This window comes from Paenibacillus sp. FSL R5-0407 (genome assembly GCF_038009185.1).
Lineage (GTDB): Bacteria > Bacillota > Bacilli > Paenibacillales > Paenibacillaceae > Fontibacillus > Fontibacillus vini.
In genome coordinates this window covers 1639937-1658627 of sequence record NZ_JBBPAX010000001.1, presented here as the reverse complement: position 1 = coordinate 1658627, position 18691 = coordinate 1639937, and the positions used below count along the sequence as shown (strand labels likewise).

Sequence of the window (18691 nt, the reverse complement as noted above, 5' to 3'; positions counted from 1 at the left end):
TGTTATTTTTTTCTGTCGTTAAGGTTTTGGGAGAAAGCGAGGGGAACGGCATTGATGAACGGAAAAAAAATTCTGCTTGGCGTAACCGGAGGCATTGCCGCCTTTAAAGCGGCTTCGTTGTGCAGCAAGCTCGTACAGCAAGGGGCGGAGGTCCGCGTTATTATGACGGAATCGGCCACGAAGTTTATTACGGAGCTGACCTTGCAGGCCTTGTCTAAAAATCCGGTGTACACCGATACTTTTGATGAAAAGAATCCGATGGCTATCGCCCATATCGATTTGGCCGACTGGGCCGATCTGGTATTGATCGCACCGGCGACGGCCAACATCATCGGGAAAATGGCGGCGGGCATCGCCGATGATATGCTCTCGACGACGCTGCTTGCTACCCAGGCGCCAATTATGCTGGCGCCCGCGATGAATGTGCACATGTATGTGCATCCGGCGGTAACCCGGAACCTTGCCGAGCTCGCCGCTCGCGGCGTTATGATGGTGGAGCCGGGGGAAGGGCTGCTGGCTTGCGGGTACACCGGTAAAGGGCGGATGGAAGAACCCGAGAGCATCGTGGCTGTGGTGCGTTCTTATTTTGAACGTCAGGAACAGCGGAATACACTGCCTTTATCAGGCAAAAAAGTGGTAGTGACCGCAGGAGGAACCGTCGAACGGATCGATCCGGTCCGCTATATTAGCAATGACTCATCGGGTAAAATGGGCTTTGCGGTAGCGAAAGCGGCGCATGCATTAGGGGCAAACGTCACTTTGCTTGCAGCAAACACACATTTGCCTATGCCGGCTGGAGTCCGGGTCGTTCGTCTGGAATCCGCACAGGAGATGTATGAAGCGGCATTGGCGGAATGGAACGATACCGATATCTTGGTAAAAGCTGCTGCCGTAGCGGATTACCGGCCCAAGGAAGTGTCCGACCGTAAAATCAAAAAATCCGGAGATACGATGACTTTGGAGTTGGTGAAAAATATCGATATTTTGGAGTCGCTGGGCAAACAAAAGACGAAGCAGTTGCTAATCGGCTTTGCGGCCGAAACAAATGACCTGGAGAAGTATGCCATGGATAAGCTTAAGCGGAAAAATTGCGATCTCCTCGTTGCAAACGACGTGACCCGGGAAGGCGCCGGCTTTGGTACTGACACGAATCTGGTGAATATTTACGACAAGTCCGGTTTGGTGAAATCGCTGCCGCTTTTATCCAAGGATGAGCTGGGGATGCGGATCATGGAGATAGCAGCGGCACGTTTACCGGGAGTGATTCAATGACGTACAAGGTTGCCAAGGTCATAGTCGATGTGCCGAGCCGGGAGACCGATCGGCCTTTTGACTATTTAATCCCGGATGAGCTGAAGGGTTGGATTGAAGTAGGAAGCCGGGTCGGCGTTCCGTTTGGACGGAGGACGGTTCAGGGATTTGTTCTGTCGCTGCACCGGGAGTCGGACATGGACCCGGCTCGGATGAAGCCGATCCAGGAACTGCTGGATTTAATGCCTCCACTACCGCCGGACCTCGTTAAAATGGCAGAGTGGATGAGCCGGAAATATGCCTGCAGCATGATCTCGGCACTGCAGGTGATGATCCCCGCCGCGCTTAAAGGCAAGGCGGAAAGATATATTTCCGTGGCTGAAGATGAAGGCGGACAAGACGCTTTGTCGGAGGCTGATACATCGGCTGGAAATGCCTATTCGGACGGTTTGTTCGCTGTTCCTGAGCTGCTTACGGGAGAAGAAGAGGAGATCGTCGCCTATGTCAAAGCAGCAGGACAGGTGACGATGGATCATTTGAGCGCCCGTTTTGCAGACCGGGCCGGTGATCTTAAGGGACTTATCCGACGCGGAATTCTGGCGGAAACGCAGATGATCAAGGACAAGGTCCGCAAAAAGACGGTAAAGACGGTGTCTGCCGCAGTGAGCGGCGAAGAAGCGGAGAAAGCGTTGGCTTCCTTTAGCGGACAGGCCCGGCGTCAAAAAGAGGTTTTGCAATTCCTGCTCGAGGTCGGTGTTCCGTTATCCTTGCAGGAAGTGTTGTCAACGTTGCGGGTAACCGCGGGGACGGTAGCCAAGCTGGCTGAAAAGGGTTTTGCGGTCATCGAGGACGTCGAAGTGTTCCGAGATCCTTACCGGAATCGTCATTTCAAGGGTTCCGAGCCGCTGGAGCGGACGGCTGAGCAGGAGGTCGTGTACGGCAAGGTAACCGAAACTTTGGATGAGCGAAGCTATGGCGTGTTTCTGCTGCATGGCGTGACCGGCAGCGGGAAGACGGAGGTCTACTTGCAGACGATCGAACGCTGCATCTCATTGGGGCGCCAAGCTATTGTGCTGGTGCCGGAAATTTCGCTGACACCACAGATGGTCGAGCGTTTTAAAGGACGCTTTGGCGGCAAGGTGGCTGTTATGCATAGCCGTCTATCAACTGGGGAGCGTTATGATGAATGGCGCAAAATCCGCGAAGGCCGGGTTCAGGTCGCAATCGGTGCCCGGTCCGCGGTGTTTGCTCCGTTTGCGGATTTGGGCTTGATCGTGATGGATGAAGAGCACGAGACTTCCTATAAGCAGGAGGAAACACCGAAATACCATGCGCGGGATGTGGCGGTATACCGGGCACATCAACATAACGCTGCAGTCATTCTCGGCTCGGCGACACCGTCGCTGGAGAGCTATCATGCGGCGCGTTCGCAGGCGGACGACAACTTTGCTCCGCTGTTGCTGGAGATGAAGCAGCGTCCTTCCGGCAGCCATTTGCCCGGGGTAAATATCGTGGATATGCGGGAGGAACTGCGGGATGGCAACCGCTCGATGTTCAGCCGGGCGCTGCATGAGGGAATCGCAGCTCGGCTGGAACGGGGTGAGCAGACCGTTCTGCTTTTGAACCGCAGGGGACATTCCACCTTTGTCATGTGCCGGACTTGCGGCTATGTGGCCGGCTGTCCGGAATGCGATATTTCGCTGACCTATCACCAAAAATCAAACAATCTGCGCTGCCATTATTGCGGTTACGCCGCTCCGGCACCATCGATCTGTCCCGAATGCAGCAGCGAGCATATCCGGTATTTCGGAACCGGGACGCAGCGGGTTGAGGGAGAGCTTGCGAAGTTGTTTCCGGGAATCCGGGTCATACGGATGGATGTGGACACGACAACGGAGAAAGGCTCTCACGAGAAATTACTGCAAACCTTCCGGGAAAAAAAGGGCGACGTCCTGCTCGGTACCCAGATGGTTGCGAAAGGGTTGGATTTCCCCGACGTGACGTTGGTTGGCGTAATCGCGGCGGATACGGCGCTGAACTTTCCGGATTTCCGTTCTGCGGAGAAAACGTTCCAACTGCTTACTCAGGTAGCCGGACGCGCCGGTCGACATCAACTTCCCGGCGAAGTGTTTATCCAAACCTACATGCCGGATCACTATTCCGTCATTCATGCCAGCAGGCATGATTACGGATCGTTCGTCCGGGAGGAGCTCAATCATCGCAGAGCGCTGCATTATCCGCCGTACAGCCGATTGATTCTGGTGACGCTGTCGCATGAAAAGCTGCCGCTGCTGCTGCGGATGGCGGAGAATTTTGCCGGAGATCTGCGGGGCAAGGCCCAGCGGCTCGGCTGGTACGGCAACCTGGACCGCTTTGCGGCGGAGGCGCTCGACATCCTGGGACCCGTTGCTTCACCGATTCCGCGCATCAAGAACCGCTATCGGTTCCAGTGTATGGTAAAGTACCGCGGTCCGCTCGACGCTGTCCGGCTAGTTAGGGAAACGGCGGCGGACACGCTGGCTAATCTGCGCGACGCATCGCTGCAAATCAGCATCGATGTAGACCCTCAAATGTTGATGTAGGCGGTCGTTTTTGACCGACCATCTGGCTGGCTCAGCGAAAGCCCATTGGAAATATCCAATGGGGAGTGTGCCAAGTTGCTCGAAGTGAGGCTTTTATTGGATATTCTCTTAGGCCCCCTAATAAAACTGGAGTCCTCCTACCCAAAAAATTTATACTAGAAGTAAGGGAGAGGATCCAGTATGGGGAAAAAGCGGAAAGAAGAAATCAAAATTCAAATCGTTAAAGAAGCATTGTCTGGAATTAAGGTGGGGGTGTTGGCCCGCATGTATGATTTGCATCCTGAAACCATTCGTTTGTGGGTTAAAGAGTATCGTGATTCAATTCCAACAGAAGAAATCCCTGCAACAGATGAGCATTTGCAAGAACTACGGCGACTGCAAGATGTTGAGCAACGCTATGAAAAGGCGGTTAAAGTGCTCGGGGAGAAGGAACTCGAAATAGAGATACTTCGTGAATTATTAAAAAAGCAGAACCCCGCTTATCCGAAAAATTCGAAATAGCAGAGCAATTTATTAAGCGGGGAGAAGCAGCAGCAGTCGTTCTGCGGATCATGGGACTCTCGGAATCCACCTATTACGATCGTAAAAAGCGGATGAGTGACCCGGAAAGACGTTCCAGAGCAAGACATAGTGGACGTCCAGCGCCCGGATACTCATATACTTTTAACGGAGAACAAGTAAGTGACGACCAAATTAACAGTTGGCTTCTTGAGCTTATTGAGGGTGAAGAGCATGTTTATGGCTACAAATTTCTTGGACATTGCATCCGTGACCGATATAACGTAAGGCTGAATAAAAAGAAATCCCATCGCTTATGCAAGGAACTAGGGATCCTACAAAAAGCACGCCAACGTAAGCCGGCCCATCCACGGAGATTACCGAAAAATCGGGTGGTCACAGGATCGAATCAATTGTGGCAAATGGATATTAAGTATGGTTATGTAATCGGACGCGAACGGTTCTTTTTTGTACTTAGCATTATTGATGTATTTGATCGTGTCGTGGTTGGTCAATATAGAGGTCCTGTGTGTGAGGCAAAACATGCCGTGCAGACGCTTTGTCATGCATTGCAGAAGCGCATACAGCCAGGAGAACCCATGCCTGTAATTCGCACAGATAACGGGCCGCAATTTGTAAGTAAATTATTTGGGGATATGTGCGAGAGTCTGGAACTCATTCATGAAAGAATACCGCCACGCACACCAAACATGAATGCTTACATTGAATCCTTCCACAGTGTACTTGAGCGACATTTATTCAGTCTAAGAGACTTCATGACTTTTGAGGAAGCTTACGAGGCTTTAGATGGTTACATGGACTTTTACAACAACAGAAAAATGCATGGCAGTTTAAAAAGAATGCCTCCTGCGGTATTTTCTGTTTGGGTTAAAACGCAGGAGGATACGTCTGAATTTCATAAAGCGATGTAATTGTTTGAAATAGTGAGCTATTATGCGAACGAGCCATTTTTGGTGGGTAAGACTCCGGATTTAAGGGGCCTAGCCGTATTTCCAATTAGAAGAGATGCGTTAGGAACCTCTGGGGCGTATTACTAAATAATATATTAGGAATAATTTCTTGAAAGATGGTGGATATTGTGGCATTGAGAATTATCGTAATGGAACCCGATGAAGTGCTGCACCAGGTAGCGAAGGAAGTCAAAAAAATTACGCCGAACGTGCAAAAGCTTTTGACCGATATGGCTGATACGATGTACGAAGCAGAGGGAGTCGGCCTTGCCGCACCGCAAATTGGGATTCTTAAAAGAGTAATCGTCGTTGATGTCGGTGACGACAACGGACTGATCGAACTGATCAATCCGGAAATTGTCTCTAAAGATGGAGAGCAATTTGGTCCCGAGGGCTGCCTCAGTATTCCGGGCTACCGCGGGGATGTTCGCCGGGCGCAAACGGTGACCGTTAAGGGATTGGACCGCAACGGCAACGAAGTTACCTATACGGGATCCGATTTGCTCGCCAGAGCATTCCAGCATGAAATCGACCATTTGAACGGTGTTCTGTATACCGACATCGCGGAACATGTATATGAAATTCCCCCTGAGGAAGAAGAGAAGGAGTGATCTCTCCGTGAATATTGTTTTTATGGGAACTCCGGCATTTGCGGTCCCTTCCCTGGAGGCTTTGCTGAAGGAAGGTTATCATATCGTGGGAGTCGTGACGCAGCCGGACCGTCCGCAAGGCCGGAAAAAAGTGCTTACCCCGACCCCGGTAAAAGAGGCTGCCTTGAAACACGGTCTTCCGGTGCTGCAACCGCAACGCATGCGCGCCCCGGAGGCTGTGGAAGAGCTGGCTGCGCTGAAGCCCGATCTTATCGTGACGGCTGCCTATGGCCAGATTTTGCCCAAAGCGGTGCTTGACCTGCCGAAATACGGATGTCTGAATGTCCACGGTTCTTTGCTGCCTAAGTATCGAGGCGGGGCGCCGATCCAGCGTTCGATCATTAACGGGGAACAAGAAACCGGCATTACGTTGATGTATATGGCCGAAGGTCTCGATACGGGCGATATGATCGCTAAATCGGTCGTACCGATCGAAGACGAGGATACGGCTGGCTCTATTTTTGAAAAGTTGAGCGTCGCTGGGGCCGAGCTTCTAATCGAACAGCTTCCGCTCATTGTAGACGGAAAGGCGGAGCGGATTCCGCAGAATGATGCCGAATCCACTTACGCACCCAATCTGTCCCGTGAAGATGAGCGGATCGATTGGAGCGCATCGTCGCGGGATATTTTCAATCGGGTACGCGGGCTGGTTCCTTTTTCGGGCGGATTTACGACTTGGGATGGCGAAGTGTTCAAGGTATGGTCTGTCGCAAATCCTTCGCAAAGCGGGAAGGGAGCAGCTTCCGGACAAGCTCCAGGCACGGTGCTGGAACTGTCTCCTGCAGGAATCGAAGTTAAAACGGGTGACGGATCCGTGCTTCTGACCCGGGTTCAGCCCGCGGGCAAAAAGGCGATGGAGTCATCCGAATTTATCCGCGGCGGCGTGATGAAGAAAGGCACGGTCCTGTCATGAGCGCAGACAAATGGCCAAACCGGAAACAAGGAAAAAGCAGTGGAGCAGGAAGCGGGGGAGGTTCCAAACCGGGCGGCGGACGGACTAAATCCGTTCAAACGACTGCTAGGGACACAGCGCTTCAGGTATTAACGGCGGTAGAACAAGAGGGGGCCTACAGCAACTTGCTCCTGAACGGTGCGCTCCAAAAATCCGGCTTGTCCGGCGCGGATGCGGGACTTGCAACGGAACTTGTGTACGGGACGATCTCCCGGATGAACACGATCGATTATTTTTTGGAGCCGTTTATTGCCAAAGGATTGGCCAAGCTGCAGCCTTGGGTTCGGAATTTGTTAAGACTCAGTTTCTATCAGCTGTATTACCTGGATCGGATTCCACCTCACGCTGCGGTCAATGAAGCGGTGAATATCGCAAAACGCCGGGGACATCAGGGGATTTCGGGAATGGTGAACGGCGTGCTGCGTAATGTGCTGCGCAGGAAGGAAGAATTGGTGCTGCCGGAGGATTTGCCGCCGGTGAAGCGGATCGCGCTGCAGCATTCTCATCCGGAATGGCTGGTAGCCCGGTGGGTAAAGCAGTACGATGAAGCAACGGCAGAGGACATCTGCCGCGCTAACAATGAACCGCCTTCCGTCAGCGTTAGAGTCAACCGGTCTCGAGTTAGCCGGGAAGGGCTGCTTAATCTGATGCAAAAGCAAGGGCTTGAGGCTGTGTCTTCCTCTATGTCGCCGGATGGGATTCTGGTGGAAAGCGGAGGGAATATGGCGCTTACCCCTTGGTACAAGGAAGGCCTGTTGTCCGTTCAGGATGAAAGCTCCATGCTGGTTGGAGAGGCCGTGAGTCCTCAGCCTGGAATGAGCGTGCTGGACTGTTGTGCGGCACCTGGCGGTAAGACATGCCATATGGCGGAGATCATGGATGGCAGTGGTAAGGTTATCGCAAATGACATCCATCCTCACAAAGCGAAGCTGATTCAAGATCATGCAATCCGCTTGGGACTCGAGAATATCCAGACGTTGTCCGGGGACGCCTCCAAGCTTGCCGAGGAGTTCGAGGCGGAGTCTTTTGACCGTGTACTGCTTGACGCGCCTTGTTCAGGACTTGGCGTCATTCGCCGCAAGCCGGACTTGAAATGGGCCAAAACGCCGGGGGATATCAAGGAAATCTCTGGAGTTCAACGTGAATTGCTTGATGCTGTTTGCGGATTGGTTAAACCCGGAGGCGTGCTGGTTTACAGTACCTGTACCATTGAAAAAGCGGAGAACGAGGATATGGTCCGCTCATTTCTGGAGCGCCATCCGGAGTTCGAGCCGGCTGAAGAGCAGCCGGAGAGCTGGAATCATTTGCGGGAAGCTAGATCACGCGAATCGGTGGGGCTGCAAATTTTACCCCAGGATGCGCACTCGGACGGATTTTACATTGCACGGTTGGTCAAGAAGGCCTAAGCATTGTGATGTGATGTAAAGTCTGTTTATGATATAACCATTTACGAATTTCATTTACTGGTATATACTGGATTTGGTGAAGCACACCTTTATTGTCGCATTGCGATGGATGAAGGTGTGTTTTTTTGTTGTTTCATTTTCCTAATATTATCAAATTAGTAATTCAAAAGGAGGTATGTGTGATGCGATTCACGAAAGAGTAGGTATTTAGGATACTTTTCGGAGAGGAAGATTTTATCATGAAAAAAATGCTCGGATTATTACTTTGCTTTTCAATTTGCGTTGCTTCATTCCCTGGGGAGTCTATTGCAGAAGCAGCACCCTCGGATAAGGTCATCGGTAGTCCTAAGCTTGCGGTCTTGGTTGATGGCCGAAAAGTAAAGTTTCAGGGGGGAGACCCTGTATCTGAAAATGGGCGAGTACAAGTGCCGCTCAGGGGGATTGGCGAAGCGCTTGGCGCGAAAGTGAATTTTAATGGAAACATGGTGACCTATACGAAGGAGAGTAAGGAGATTGTCCTTACACTCGGAAGTAAGGTAGCCGTTGTCGATGGCAAGAACGTAATGATGGACACCGCTGCCAAGGCGGTAAAGGGACGTACTTACGTACCCTTGCGCTTTGTAAGCGAGAACCTTGGAGAGCCGGTGAGTTGGGACCAGGTTGGCAACTGGGTTTGGATCGGGTCGAAGGAAGTGCCGACTCTGGAGGAGATTGGGATAAAATCTCAAGAAATTGAGAGTTTTAAAGACCTTATAGACCCGGTAGATGGATTATACGATGGGAGAAAAGATGCATATGTATTTTCTTATGATCAATTACCACTAAAAATCGGTGATCGGGTTGTGTATGACATATGGCAGGTTAAACAAGCAGGAAATAGCGGAATTCGAATTAGATATTCTTCAGGCAAGTCTACAATTTATTATCTATCAGAGAATGTTAAAGGAGCACGTGTCCGGTATGATGTCGAAGGTATGCGGATAAAAAATGCAGATGGATCTATTACATTAACTTATCGCGTGGATTCTAGAAAAGATAAGGACTTAATTAATGATAACAACTATAAAAACTTCACAATCAATGAGGTGGATTATATAGCGTTCGATATTTCGTTTGAATATATGTACTTTTTGGAAAATCCTTTGAAATAAAGAAGGTGCATTTTTAGAGTGCGAAAAATGATTCTATTATACTCACTAATATCTTGTATTTTGTATTCATCTATTTCCGTTATTTTTATGCCTGCTTCGGTTTTTGCTGCAGGAAGTTTACAGACAACTCAGGATAAAAACAATCCAAATATTTATTATTTTGTAGGGAATTTTAGCCATGATATTTGGATGCGATCAAATGGTGAATGGACATCGGATGGATCTCCTAATACGATAAAGCCATTGGATTGGAACTATTCATTTGAGTTTCCTGGAAGAAAAATTAAAAGTGTAAATGTTAAGGCGTTCGATGAAAATGAAAATTTAACAATTGCTAATATTAGAGAAGGTTTAACAGGAGCCACTCAGGTATATGAGAATTCAAGATATCGTGAAAAGTGGGCTGACAATTATCAGTTTGTTAGTAAGGACTACAGGACTACCATTGGGCCTATCAGCGGTAAAGGTTCTAGCTCAGTGAGTTTTACGGTATATACGAATGGACTTTTAACTGCTCACATTATTCACAAAGATATTACTGAAGAAGGCGGCGATGGTTTAGCAGATGGTGTAGAGGGGCGGCGTTATTTTTTTCCTAACTTGCTAACCATCGAACTCGAACCCGAAATCACTCAAGAAGGCAAAGCCATTGTTAAACACTTCACGACAAGTAAACAACCGCTGGATGGGATTGAAGGTTTTGAAGATTACGAAAAAAAATTAGAAGTGGACGAGTTTTATAGTATTATGGCTACTCCGGGAACTACAAAGTACAAATATGAATATTACCGTAAGAGTACAATGGGAGATCCATCTGAAACTGCCCCGCTTTACGGGGATCCTATGTCATTTACTTATAGAGGGGATTTTCCGATTTACTACCTCAACTTGTATTACAGCGACGGCGGTGGACCTCCCGACCCTGGTGGAGGAACCACGAACCCGGGCGGCTGCACCGAGCCAAGCCCAAGCGGCCAAGTCAAGGAATCCTCGCTAACGCCTCCTGACGTCAGGGCCGTAATCAAGGCGGATGCTCGGGGGAATGAGCACTTTGATGTGCTTGATGGAATTCCTACTTCGGAAAGTTTGTACGGGAATGTATGGGCTAAGAGCTATCTTTCAAAAAATAAATTCGTGCAAATGAGCGGGAAATGTACATATGAGGTTACGGTAAACCGGGAATTTGAGCTGAAGTGGGATCCCGGAAAAAAGGTGCCCAAGCCGGATGGTACCGGGGAAATGGATGCGCCAGATCCGCAAACGGCAACGGAGACGCTGACGAAGTCATATACGATCGAGAGGCCTTATTCTTTTTGGGTAATTGACAATCTTGAGATATATCAGATCGATCAGGCGAAACTGTGGAATTACGCCTTTAATGGCGGCGGCATCACGATTACGCCCAGCGGGTATTCACCGCCAAGCTTCTTGGCATCGAAGTCAAGCGGGTATACGCCCCCGAACCCTCCCAGTTCGGTAGATGCGCCTAAAGGAAGTAAGTCGGGAGGTAAGGAAAAGCCGGATATTTCGAATGAAAATCTGGAGTCCTACGCGGAACAGGCCGTTGAAAAGGTTAAAGTCAAAAATGACAATCTCACATTTAACGGCTCTACTATTATGAACGGGGCTCAAAGTAATGAAAGCGGGCCAACACCAAATCAAGTGCCGCTGCCACCGGAAATCAGCCAAAATGTGCTTTATAGTCCTGGAAATACGATTCCAACGAGTAAAATCAACCAACCGAGCCAACCCAGCACGGGAACGATTTATTACGGCTTAATGAGCGGGAATATTAATGGCGGAGCAAATGTGAATTACGCTATTTACGGGATCAACCCGGTGACGGTCCATACTCCTGTAGTTATATATCCGGAGGTTTCGGATGATGCCGAGCATAACCAGAAGACCCGTCCGGCAGCAGGGCGGTCCGCGGTCATCCTTGACCGTCCGTTCAGTGTTGAAATGCCTAACAGCGGACAACATGCCAACTACAGGGGCTATGGGTACAATAACTATCTCAAATACATAGGCAGCAAGCAGGTCCGCTTTCCTTTTGATGTGTATGACGGGAGCCGGACAACGTTTTATCCGAAAAACACATGGATCGAAGTCGATAAAACGCGAGAGTCATTCACTTACTTTCTACCGGTATGGGTCGATGAAGGCTTTTACGAAGTCGAGTTTCGGACGATAGCGCATAATGCGCCTGCCGGCGCGAGTCAACAGAACCATGCGAATCTGGATCTTGCGCATCATATTGCTTATGATACGGTGCCCGTGGATGTTATCGGACGGGTATATGATTTTCGGATTACGGATATTTCCGATTATAACTGGGAGACGGTATTCCGCACTTCGGCGGGTTCTGCGTTGCCTACTGGCACGTCCTACTGGGTCGGGTTAAACGGCATTGACGGCGCCGCACGAGGAAATACGGGCAGATTCACACTGCCGATTCGGCCCGGCAGCCATCCGCTCTATCAAAACGTGGTCATCAAAACCGGATACCATTTCAAATTTGACTTAAAAACAAAAGGGAATATGTTTGGACCGAACGACCGCATCCGCATCACTCCTTCGTTTTATTTTGTCAGCGCCAAAGACGGTACCCGGATGAAAGCCGATTTGTATTATCATGCGGGCAACCGCAGCTATGTCAAAATTGGATCGCCTCGGGATCAAGTACAGCGTTACGTTATTCTGAACGAACGGTTGCGCAGCGTCCCGATGGAGGAATTGATCGATACCGCACTTTATAAATATGATCATGATTTTACTTTTGATCAAATATCCGGGATCAGCCGGACGCAATATGTACAGAATTATATCCGGAGAATTTCCGGGCAAAAGACGCCGATTGGCAGTTTAAGCATGCTGGAGTTGAATGAGCGAATTCGCACATGGATCGGGCCAAAGAGTGGGATTCCCTCAGGAGTTGATCCGGCAAGAGTCAATGCTTCCATGCAAAAATGGTACGGCGAATACAGTCTTCCCGCAGATCTCTATGTCGTGAAAGCAGGAACGAATGTTGCCGAATATGGCCGGACGCATAACGGACTGAGCGATCATTCCCCGGTTTTTTTAAAGGACGGGTATATCGTAGTCAATTTCAATATTGAAACTGTAAGGAACGGGGACGGGAGTAATCCTTATTTGCAATATATTAACGCTCCCCTCATGAATCAGTGGACTCAGATGGAAGGGTTTGCCCGCACGGTGACCGATCCTTACGGTAGGTCTTTTGCGCTTAGGGACGGAGATGTAGTCTTTTATGATGCGAACCGTTCGAGCCGGGATGATTTCAGTTCTATGGTTACGCATTGAGTTTAGGACGATTCGGGTTTGAAGAGCTTAATGAAGAGGGGCCGGAATGCACTGTCTAAGGGGTGCTCGCCGGCTCTCTTCTTTTCCTGGGAAGTATTCCATAAGATCGTGAAAAAGGGCTGCTCTTTAGTGTAATCGCGATTTATGCTAAAATAGGAGGAATGAATGGAAAACAGCAGATAAATTTATACGAATAGGTGTGTGAAAAGTGAAACCCTTTATATATGATTATAGCTTGGAAGAACTGCAGGAATGGGCGATTCAGCAAGGTGAGCCCGCTTTCCGCGGAGGTCAGATTTTTGATTGGTTGTATGTGAAGCGGGTTAATTCCTTTGAGGAAATGACCAACCTGTCCAAGGGACTGCGGCAGAAGTTGGACGAGCAGTTTGCGTTCGTGACGCTGAATGAAATTACGAAGTATGAATCCAAAGACGGCACCGTGAAGTTCCTGTTCGGTCTGCATGATGATCATGCGATCGAGACGGTCATCATGAAGCATAATTACGGCAACAGTATCTGCGTGACGACGCAAGTCGGCTGCAAGGTCGGATGTACGTTTTGCGCTTCTACCCTGGGTGGCCTGAAGCGGAATCTGACGGCGGGCGAAATTGTTGCCCAGGTCGTGCAGGCACAGAAAATACTCGATCCTCGAGGCGAACGGGTGAGCAGCATTGTCATCATGGGTACCGGGGAACCGTTTGAAAATTATGAAGCCACGATGAAATTTTTGCGAATTATGATCCATGAAAAGGGCTTGAACATCGGACAACGGCATATTACTGTATCAACGAGCGGGATCGTCCCGAATATTTATAAATTTGCCGATGAGGATACGCAGATCAATTTGGCCATTTCGATCCACGCGCCAAATGATGCTTTAAGATCCAAGCTCATGCCGGTAAACCGGCGCTTTCCTTTTGACGATGTCATGGAATCCCTTCGATATTACATCGCCAAAACGGGTCGGAGAATCACTTTCGAATATGCCCTGATCGGCGGGGTAAACGATCGCCCCGAACATGCCGAAGAACTGGCTGGCGTACTGAAAAGCATGCTTTGCCACGTCAATCTGATTCCGGTCAATCATGTGCCGGAACGCAAGTATGTTAGAACATCCAGAAACGACATTTTTCAGTTTCAACGCATTTTGGCGGAAAACGGCATTAACGTGACCATCCGCCGAGAGCAAGGCCATGATATTGCGGCGGCTTGCGGACAATTGCGGGCGAAGCACATGGAGACTGGTACGAGGTGATCGAATTTGATTAAGACGGTTTACGTAAGTGATGTAGGGCGTGTTCGCTCGGTAAATGAGGACAGCTCCTGGGTTGCCCGTTTGGAGCAAGGGTACACACTGGCGATCGTTGCCGACGGAATGGGCGGCCATCAAGCCGGAGACACCGCTAGCCGGTTAACGGTAGAGACGATTGTGCAGGATTTGCATAATCTTCCTTCGGGACTTTCCGTCGAGACTTGCGGGGAAAAGTTAAAGCAGGCGATCCTCCATGCAAATGATGTAGTTTATCGGGAAGCATCGGAACACGAAGAGTATCACAATATGGGCACGACCGTCGTGGCCGTGCTGATCGGGGACCGGGAAGGAATGATCGGCCATATCGGCGACAGCCGGGTTTACAAGTTCAGTCGGGGCGAAATGACCCAATTGACCGAGGATCATTCCCTGGTAAACGAACTGCTTAAGACGAAGCAGATCAGCGAACAGGAAGCCAACGTGCATCCGCACCGCAACGTGGTCACGCGTGCTCTTGGAACGGACCCGCAAGTCGTTGTCGACTTGTATCCTGTAATTTTGGAGCAAGGGGAAATCCTGTTGCTCTGCAGCGATGGACTTAGCAATTATGTAACACTGGAACAAATGACCCAAACGCTCGGATCGGAAGCACTTGAGCTCAATGACCGCGCCGACCGTTTGCTTCGGCTTGCCCTGCTGGCCGGTGGCGACGACAATATTACCGTCGCATTACTCGAGCATTGCGGAGAAGAAGGGTCAAGCGCAAAGGAGTGGAATTCATGATCGGACATGAGCTGGGTGGTCGTTACCAGGTTATCGAGCGAATTGGCGGAGGCGGGATGGCCCTTGTTTATAAAGCGCAAGACATCCTTCTGAACCGGTTTGTAGCTATTAAAGTGCTGCGGCAACAATTTGTGAATGACGAGGAGTTTATCCGCCGTTTTCGCCGGGAAGCGCAATCGGCGGCATCTTTGTCACATCCGAACATTGTTAGCGTGTACGATGTAGGCCAGGAAGAAGATATTCATTATATCGTTATGGAGTACGTGGAAGGCCAAAATTTAAACGAAATTATTAAAGAGCGCGCACCGCTGCAGGTGGAGGAGTCCATCCGGATCGCCTCGCAAATCGCTGACGCGCTGGATCATGCCCATCATAATCAAATTATTCACCGTGATATTAAACCTCATAATATTTTGATCGGTCGCAATGGACGGGTAAAAGTAACGGATTTCGGTATCGCCCGGGCGGTGACCTCGGCCACAATCACTCAGACAGGCTCGGTTGTAGGCTCCGTGCATTATTTCTCCCCGGAACATGCCAAAGGCGTAACCACCGGAGAGAAGTCCGATCTTTATTCTTTGGGGATCGTGCTTTACCAGATGCTAACGGGACAATTGCCTTTCCTTGGCGAAAGCCCGATTAGCGTAGCGCTTAAACATTTGCAGGAACATTTTGAAGAGCCCCGGAAGGTTAATCCGATGATTCCTCAAAGTGTCGAGAATATTATTCTGAAATCGATGCGCAAAAATCCTGCCGAACGCTACCAATCGGCCAAAGAAATGCTGCGCGACCTGGAAACTTGTCTTCTGCCGGAAAGACGGTTGGAATCGAAATTGTCTTTTGCCGATGAAATCGATGAAGACAGTACGCGAGTCGTTCCTGCGATTAAACCTCAGAGCAAAGCCGCGGCCTCAGGGTCCAAGCTTTCGAGAGATTCCCAGGGCTCCGATGAAGGAAAGCCGCAGAAGAACGGGTCAGGAAAAGGCAAAGCAGCCCTGTGGATTAGTCTTACAGTGATTCTGCTGCTTGCTATGCTTGGTGTTGCCTGGTATGTCAACAAGATGGTTACCGTTCCTGAAACGAAGGTTCCGAGCGTGCTAAATTTATCGGAACAAGAGGCAACCACAAAGCTTACCGAACTTGGCCTGCTAGTTGGAGACGTCAAGCGAGAGTATAAGGAAGGCGTCAACGAAGGCATCGTTTACGATCAGAGTAAGCCGGAAGGGACGACGGTCAAAGAAGGGGCAACAATCGATCTTACCGTCAGTACGGCCAAGCCGCTTGCCAAAATGATCACTGTGACTGGAAAGACCTACGAGGAAGCCGTTGCGGAGCTCGTTCAATTAGGAATTGATGAGGACCGAATCAGCAAAACGGAAGACTTTAGCGAGAAAGAAATCGGCGAAGTCATTGGGCAAAGTCCGAATGTCGGTGAGGAATTTGATTCCGCTACAGTGGATGTGGTCTTGAAAGTCAGCAAGGGTCAGGATAGCGTCGATATGCCGGATTTGATCGGAAAGACTCAGAAGGAAGCTGAAGCGATTCTGAAAGAACGCAATATTCCGCTTGCCAAGGATGGAATTCAGGAAAAATCGAGCTTCGATACTAAAGCCGGGTTAGTTATGGAACAGTGGCCGTTCAACCCGAACGATAAAGTGCCGGCTGACTATTCCGAAGGAGTTAGGATAACCGTAAGTTCGGGCTATCCGCCAGAGGCGCTGGAATATACATTTGAAGTGCCGGTCGGTCCCGCCGTGGATGGACAGAAGAGCAAGATTCAAATTATGTACGGCGATGCACGCGGCGAAAATCTGGATTGGGGCACCAAAACGGTCGGCAAACCGCAATACTTATCCGTCGACCTGGTACTGGCCCCTAACAAGAATGGTTATGTGTCCGTGATGCGCGACGGCGTGCTTCAGGATACGTACCCGATTTCGTACATCGATGCCAAGCAGGGGACTGTACCTGAGCTGCCGCTACCTGGAGAAGAACAGCAGGACGATGGTGTTATGGATTGGGAAGATGATGAGAATATTCCCGAAACCGGCATGATTAATGCCAATTCCGTTTCCAAAGCGGAGAATAATAAAGGGAAACCGAATGGCAAAGGAAACGGGAAAGGGAACGGAAAAGCTAAAGGAAACAAGTGATAAAGATGCAATAACCAATAAGGCAGACAGACATGAAAGTGAGGCCAAGCATGTATGCCTGAAGGCTTGATTGTAAAAGCGTTAAGCGGATATTACTATGTGAAGCCCGATGCCGCGGCACCTGGAGAAACAGTCCAGTGCCGCGGCCGCGGCATTTTCAAGAAGAAGGGCTTGAGTCCGCTGGTAGGGGACCGCGTTGTGTATACGCCTACGGAAAACGGAGAGGGAACGGTCGACGAAATTTTGCCCCGGGAGACGGAGCTCATTCGTCCGCCCGTGGCCAATGCGAGGCTTGCCGTTCTGCTGTTTTCTTTGAAAGAGCCGGATTTAAACCTCCAGCTGTTGGACAAGTTTCTGGTTCATATTGAGCACGCCGGATTGCGAACGCTGATTTGTCTGACCAAGGAAGACCTTCTGGAGGAAGATGAGGGCGCCCGGGATCAGGATCTGACGACTCAGGTCAAAGAACTGTATGAACAAATCGGTTACGAGGTCATTGTGACGAGTTCCATGACGGGATCGGGAACCGGAGAGGTTAAATCCCGTTTGGCTGGCGAAATCAGCGTCTTTTCCGGCCAATCGGGCGTGGGGAAATCATCGTTGCTTAACGCCATGCTTCCCGGATTGTCGCTCGAGACCAACGAAATCAGCATGAAGCTTGGCCGTGGCCGGCATACGACCCGCCATGTCGAGCTGATCGAACTGGAAAACGGAGCCTATGTGGCGGATACTCCCGGCTTCAGTCAGCTTGATTTTCTGGAGCTTGGGGTCGAGGAGTTATCCACTTGCTTCATCGAATTCCGTGAGCTTGCCGAGGGATGCAAATTCCGCGGCTGTAGCCATCTTCATGAGCCGGGCTGCAAAGTGAGACAGGCAGTGGACGACGGTGTTATCGCAAATAGCCGTTACGAACATTACGTTCAGTTTCACGAAGAGATGAAAGAGAAAAAACGGAGGTACTAGCATCATGTCGAATATCTATATCGCACCGTCTATTTTATCGGCGGATTTTGCCAAACTCGGCGAAGAAGTGGCTGAGGTGGAGCGCGGCGGAGCCGACTGGCTCCATGTGGATGTTATGGACGGGCATTTTGTGCCGAATCTGACATTCGGGCCGCTAGTGATGGGGGCGATTGCGCCGCTGACGAAGCTGCCGCTGGATGTGCACCTGATGATCGAGAAACCGGAGGAGTACGTGCCGGCCTTCGCGCAAGCAGGAGCGCATGTCATTACCGTGCACGCCGAAGCCTGCGTTCATTTGCATCGGGTAATCCATCTGATCAAGGAGCATGGCGTCAAAGCAGGCGTCGCGATCAATCCGGCTACGCCGGTTTCCGCGATCCGCGAAGTGTTGACTGATTTGGATCTGGTACTGGTTATGACCGTCAATCCGGGCTTTGGGGGACAAGCTTTTATCCCCGGAACACTGCGGAAAATCCGCGAGCTGAAACAATTGAAGACGGAGCTTGGCCTGGATCATTTGCGCATCGAGGTTGACGGGGGCATTGCCGCCGCTACCGCACCGCTCGTCGTGGAAGCGGGAGCTGATGTGCTGGTCGCCGGGAATGCGGTATTCGGCCGATCTGACCGGAGCGCCGCCATCGCCGAGCTAAGAAATAGTCTTAAGTAATTTGCCGGAGGCGGCGAGTATTTCTCGTCTTGTCCGTTGGCATAGGGATACATCGCTTCGCATACAATGGGTTACATGAGCAGGGTTC

Annotated in this window: 14 protein-coding genes; all 14 read left to right on the top strand. The window is 50.2% G+C overall.

Translation table 11 applies throughout. The features are described from left to right. The first annotated feature begins 51 nt into the window (after positions 1–51). Positions 52–1272 carry a bifunctional phosphopantothenoylcysteine decarboxylase/phosphopantothenate--cysteine ligase CoaBC gene (gene coaBC, locus NYE70_RS08105; RefSeq protein ID WP_341045617.1) on the top strand — a complete coding sequence of 407 codons (1221 nt, stop codon included), beginning with the start codon at positions 52–54 and terminating at the stop codon, positions 1270–1272. Beyond that, positions 1269–3833, top strand: coding sequence for a primosomal protein N' (gene priA / locus NYE70_RS08100; protein ID WP_341045616.1), 2565 nt, complete (start codon positions 1269–1271; stop codon positions 3831–3833). The genes coaBC and priA overlap by 4 nt, the downstream gene beginning before the upstream one ends. 180 nt (positions 3834–4013) lie before the next feature. Then, on the top strand, positions 4014–4334 hold the full coding sequence (locus NYE70_RS08095; protein WP_211020868.1) for a transposase: 321 nt from the start codon (positions 4014–4016) through the stop codon (positions 4332–4334). After that, on the top strand, positions 4289–5263 hold the full coding sequence (locus NYE70_RS08090) for an IS3 family transposase (RefSeq protein WP_341047544.1): 975 nt from the start codon (positions 4289–4291) through the stop codon (positions 5261–5263). Before NYE70_RS08095 ends, NYE70_RS08090 begins: the two co-directional genes overlap by 46 nt. A 167-nt stretch (positions 5264–5430) precedes the next feature. Then, positions 5431–5913 carry a peptide deformylase gene (gene def / locus NYE70_RS08085; RefSeq protein ID WP_211019675.1) on the top strand — a complete coding sequence of 161 codons (483 nt, stop codon included), beginning with the start codon at positions 5431–5433 and terminating at the stop codon, positions 5911–5913. Between the two features lie 7 nt (positions 5914–5920). Then, positions 5921–6865, top strand: a complete 945-nt coding sequence (gene fmt, locus NYE70_RS08080) for a methionyl-tRNA formyltransferase (RefSeq protein WP_341045615.1) — start codon at positions 5921–5923, stop codon at positions 6863–6865. After that, a complete protein-coding gene (gene rsmB, locus NYE70_RS08075) occupies positions 6862–8310 on the top strand; it encodes a 16S rRNA (cytosine(967)-C(5))-methyltransferase RsmB (RefSeq protein WP_341045614.1) in 1449 nt (482 codons plus the stop codon). The genes fmt and rsmB overlap by 4 nt, the downstream gene beginning before the upstream one ends. Positions 8311–8549: 239 nt before the next feature. Then, positions 8550–9461 (top strand): copper amine oxidase N-terminal domain-containing protein, encoded by a 912-nt coding sequence (locus tag NYE70_RS08070; protein ID WP_213653950.1) that lies wholly within the window; start codon positions 8550–8552, stop codon positions 9459–9461. 477 nt (positions 9462–9938) lie between these two features. Beyond that, complete coding sequence (locus NYE70_RS08065) at positions 9939–12785, top strand: DUF5704 domain-containing protein (RefSeq protein ID WP_341045613.1); 2847 nt, start codon at positions 9939–9941, stop codon at positions 12783–12785. Between the two features lie 208 nt (positions 12786–12993). After that, a complete protein-coding gene (gene rlmN, locus NYE70_RS08060; protein ID WP_211019670.1) occupies positions 12994–14040 on the top strand; it encodes a 23S rRNA (adenine(2503)-C(2))-methyltransferase RlmN in 1047 nt (348 codons plus the stop codon). A 6-nt stretch (positions 14041–14046) separates the two neighbouring features. Next, complete coding sequence (locus NYE70_RS08055) at positions 14047–14820, top strand: Stp1/IreP family PP2C-type Ser/Thr phosphatase (RefSeq protein ID WP_211019669.1); 774 nt, start codon at positions 14047–14049, stop codon at positions 14818–14820. After that, entirely contained in the window at positions 14817–16973 is a 2157-nt protein-coding gene (gene pknB / locus NYE70_RS08050) for a Stk1 family PASTA domain-containing Ser/Thr kinase (RefSeq protein ID WP_341045612.1), read from the top strand. The genes NYE70_RS08055 and pknB overlap by 4 nt, the downstream gene beginning before the upstream one ends. A gap of 54 nt (positions 16974–17027) precedes the next feature. Beyond that, positions 17028–17936, top strand: a complete 909-nt coding sequence (gene rsgA, locus NYE70_RS08045) for a ribosome small subunit-dependent GTPase A (RefSeq protein ID WP_341045611.1) — start codon at positions 17028–17030, stop codon at positions 17934–17936. Positions 17937–17940: 4 nt separating this feature from the next. After that, on the top strand, positions 17941–18603 hold the full coding sequence (gene rpe / locus NYE70_RS08040) for a ribulose-phosphate 3-epimerase (RefSeq protein WP_211019666.1): 663 nt from the start codon (positions 17941–17943) through the stop codon (positions 18601–18603). Positions 18604–18691 lie beyond the last annotated feature (88 nt).

Bases quoted from the DNA above. Each gene is read 5' to 3' on its own strand.
- priA (WP_341045616.1), top strand. From the start codon at position 1,269: ATGACGTACAAGGTTGCCAAGGTCATAGTCGATGTGCCGAGCCGGGAG.
- NYE70_RS08095 (WP_211020868.1), top strand. From the start codon at position 4,014: ATGGGGAAAAAGCGGAAAGAAGAAATCAAAATTCAAATCGTTAAAGAA.
- rsmB (WP_341045614.1), top strand. From the start codon at position 6,862: ATGAGCGCAGACAAATGGCCAAACCGGAAACAAGGAAAAAGCAGTGGA.
- NYE70_RS08070 (WP_213653950.1), top strand. From the start codon at position 8,550: ATGAAAAAAATGCTCGGATTATTACTTTGCTTTTCAATTTGCGTTGCT.
- pknB (WP_341045612.1), top strand. From the start codon at position 14,817: ATGATCGGACATGAGCTGGGTGGTCGTTACCAGGTTATCGAGCGAATT.
- rsgA (WP_341045611.1), top strand. From the start codon at position 17,028: ATGCCTGAAGGCTTGATTGTAAAAGCGTTAAGCGGATATTACTATGTG.
- rpe (WP_211019666.1), top strand. From the start codon at position 17,941: ATGTCGAATATCTATATCGCACCGTCTATTTTATCGGCGGATTTTGCC.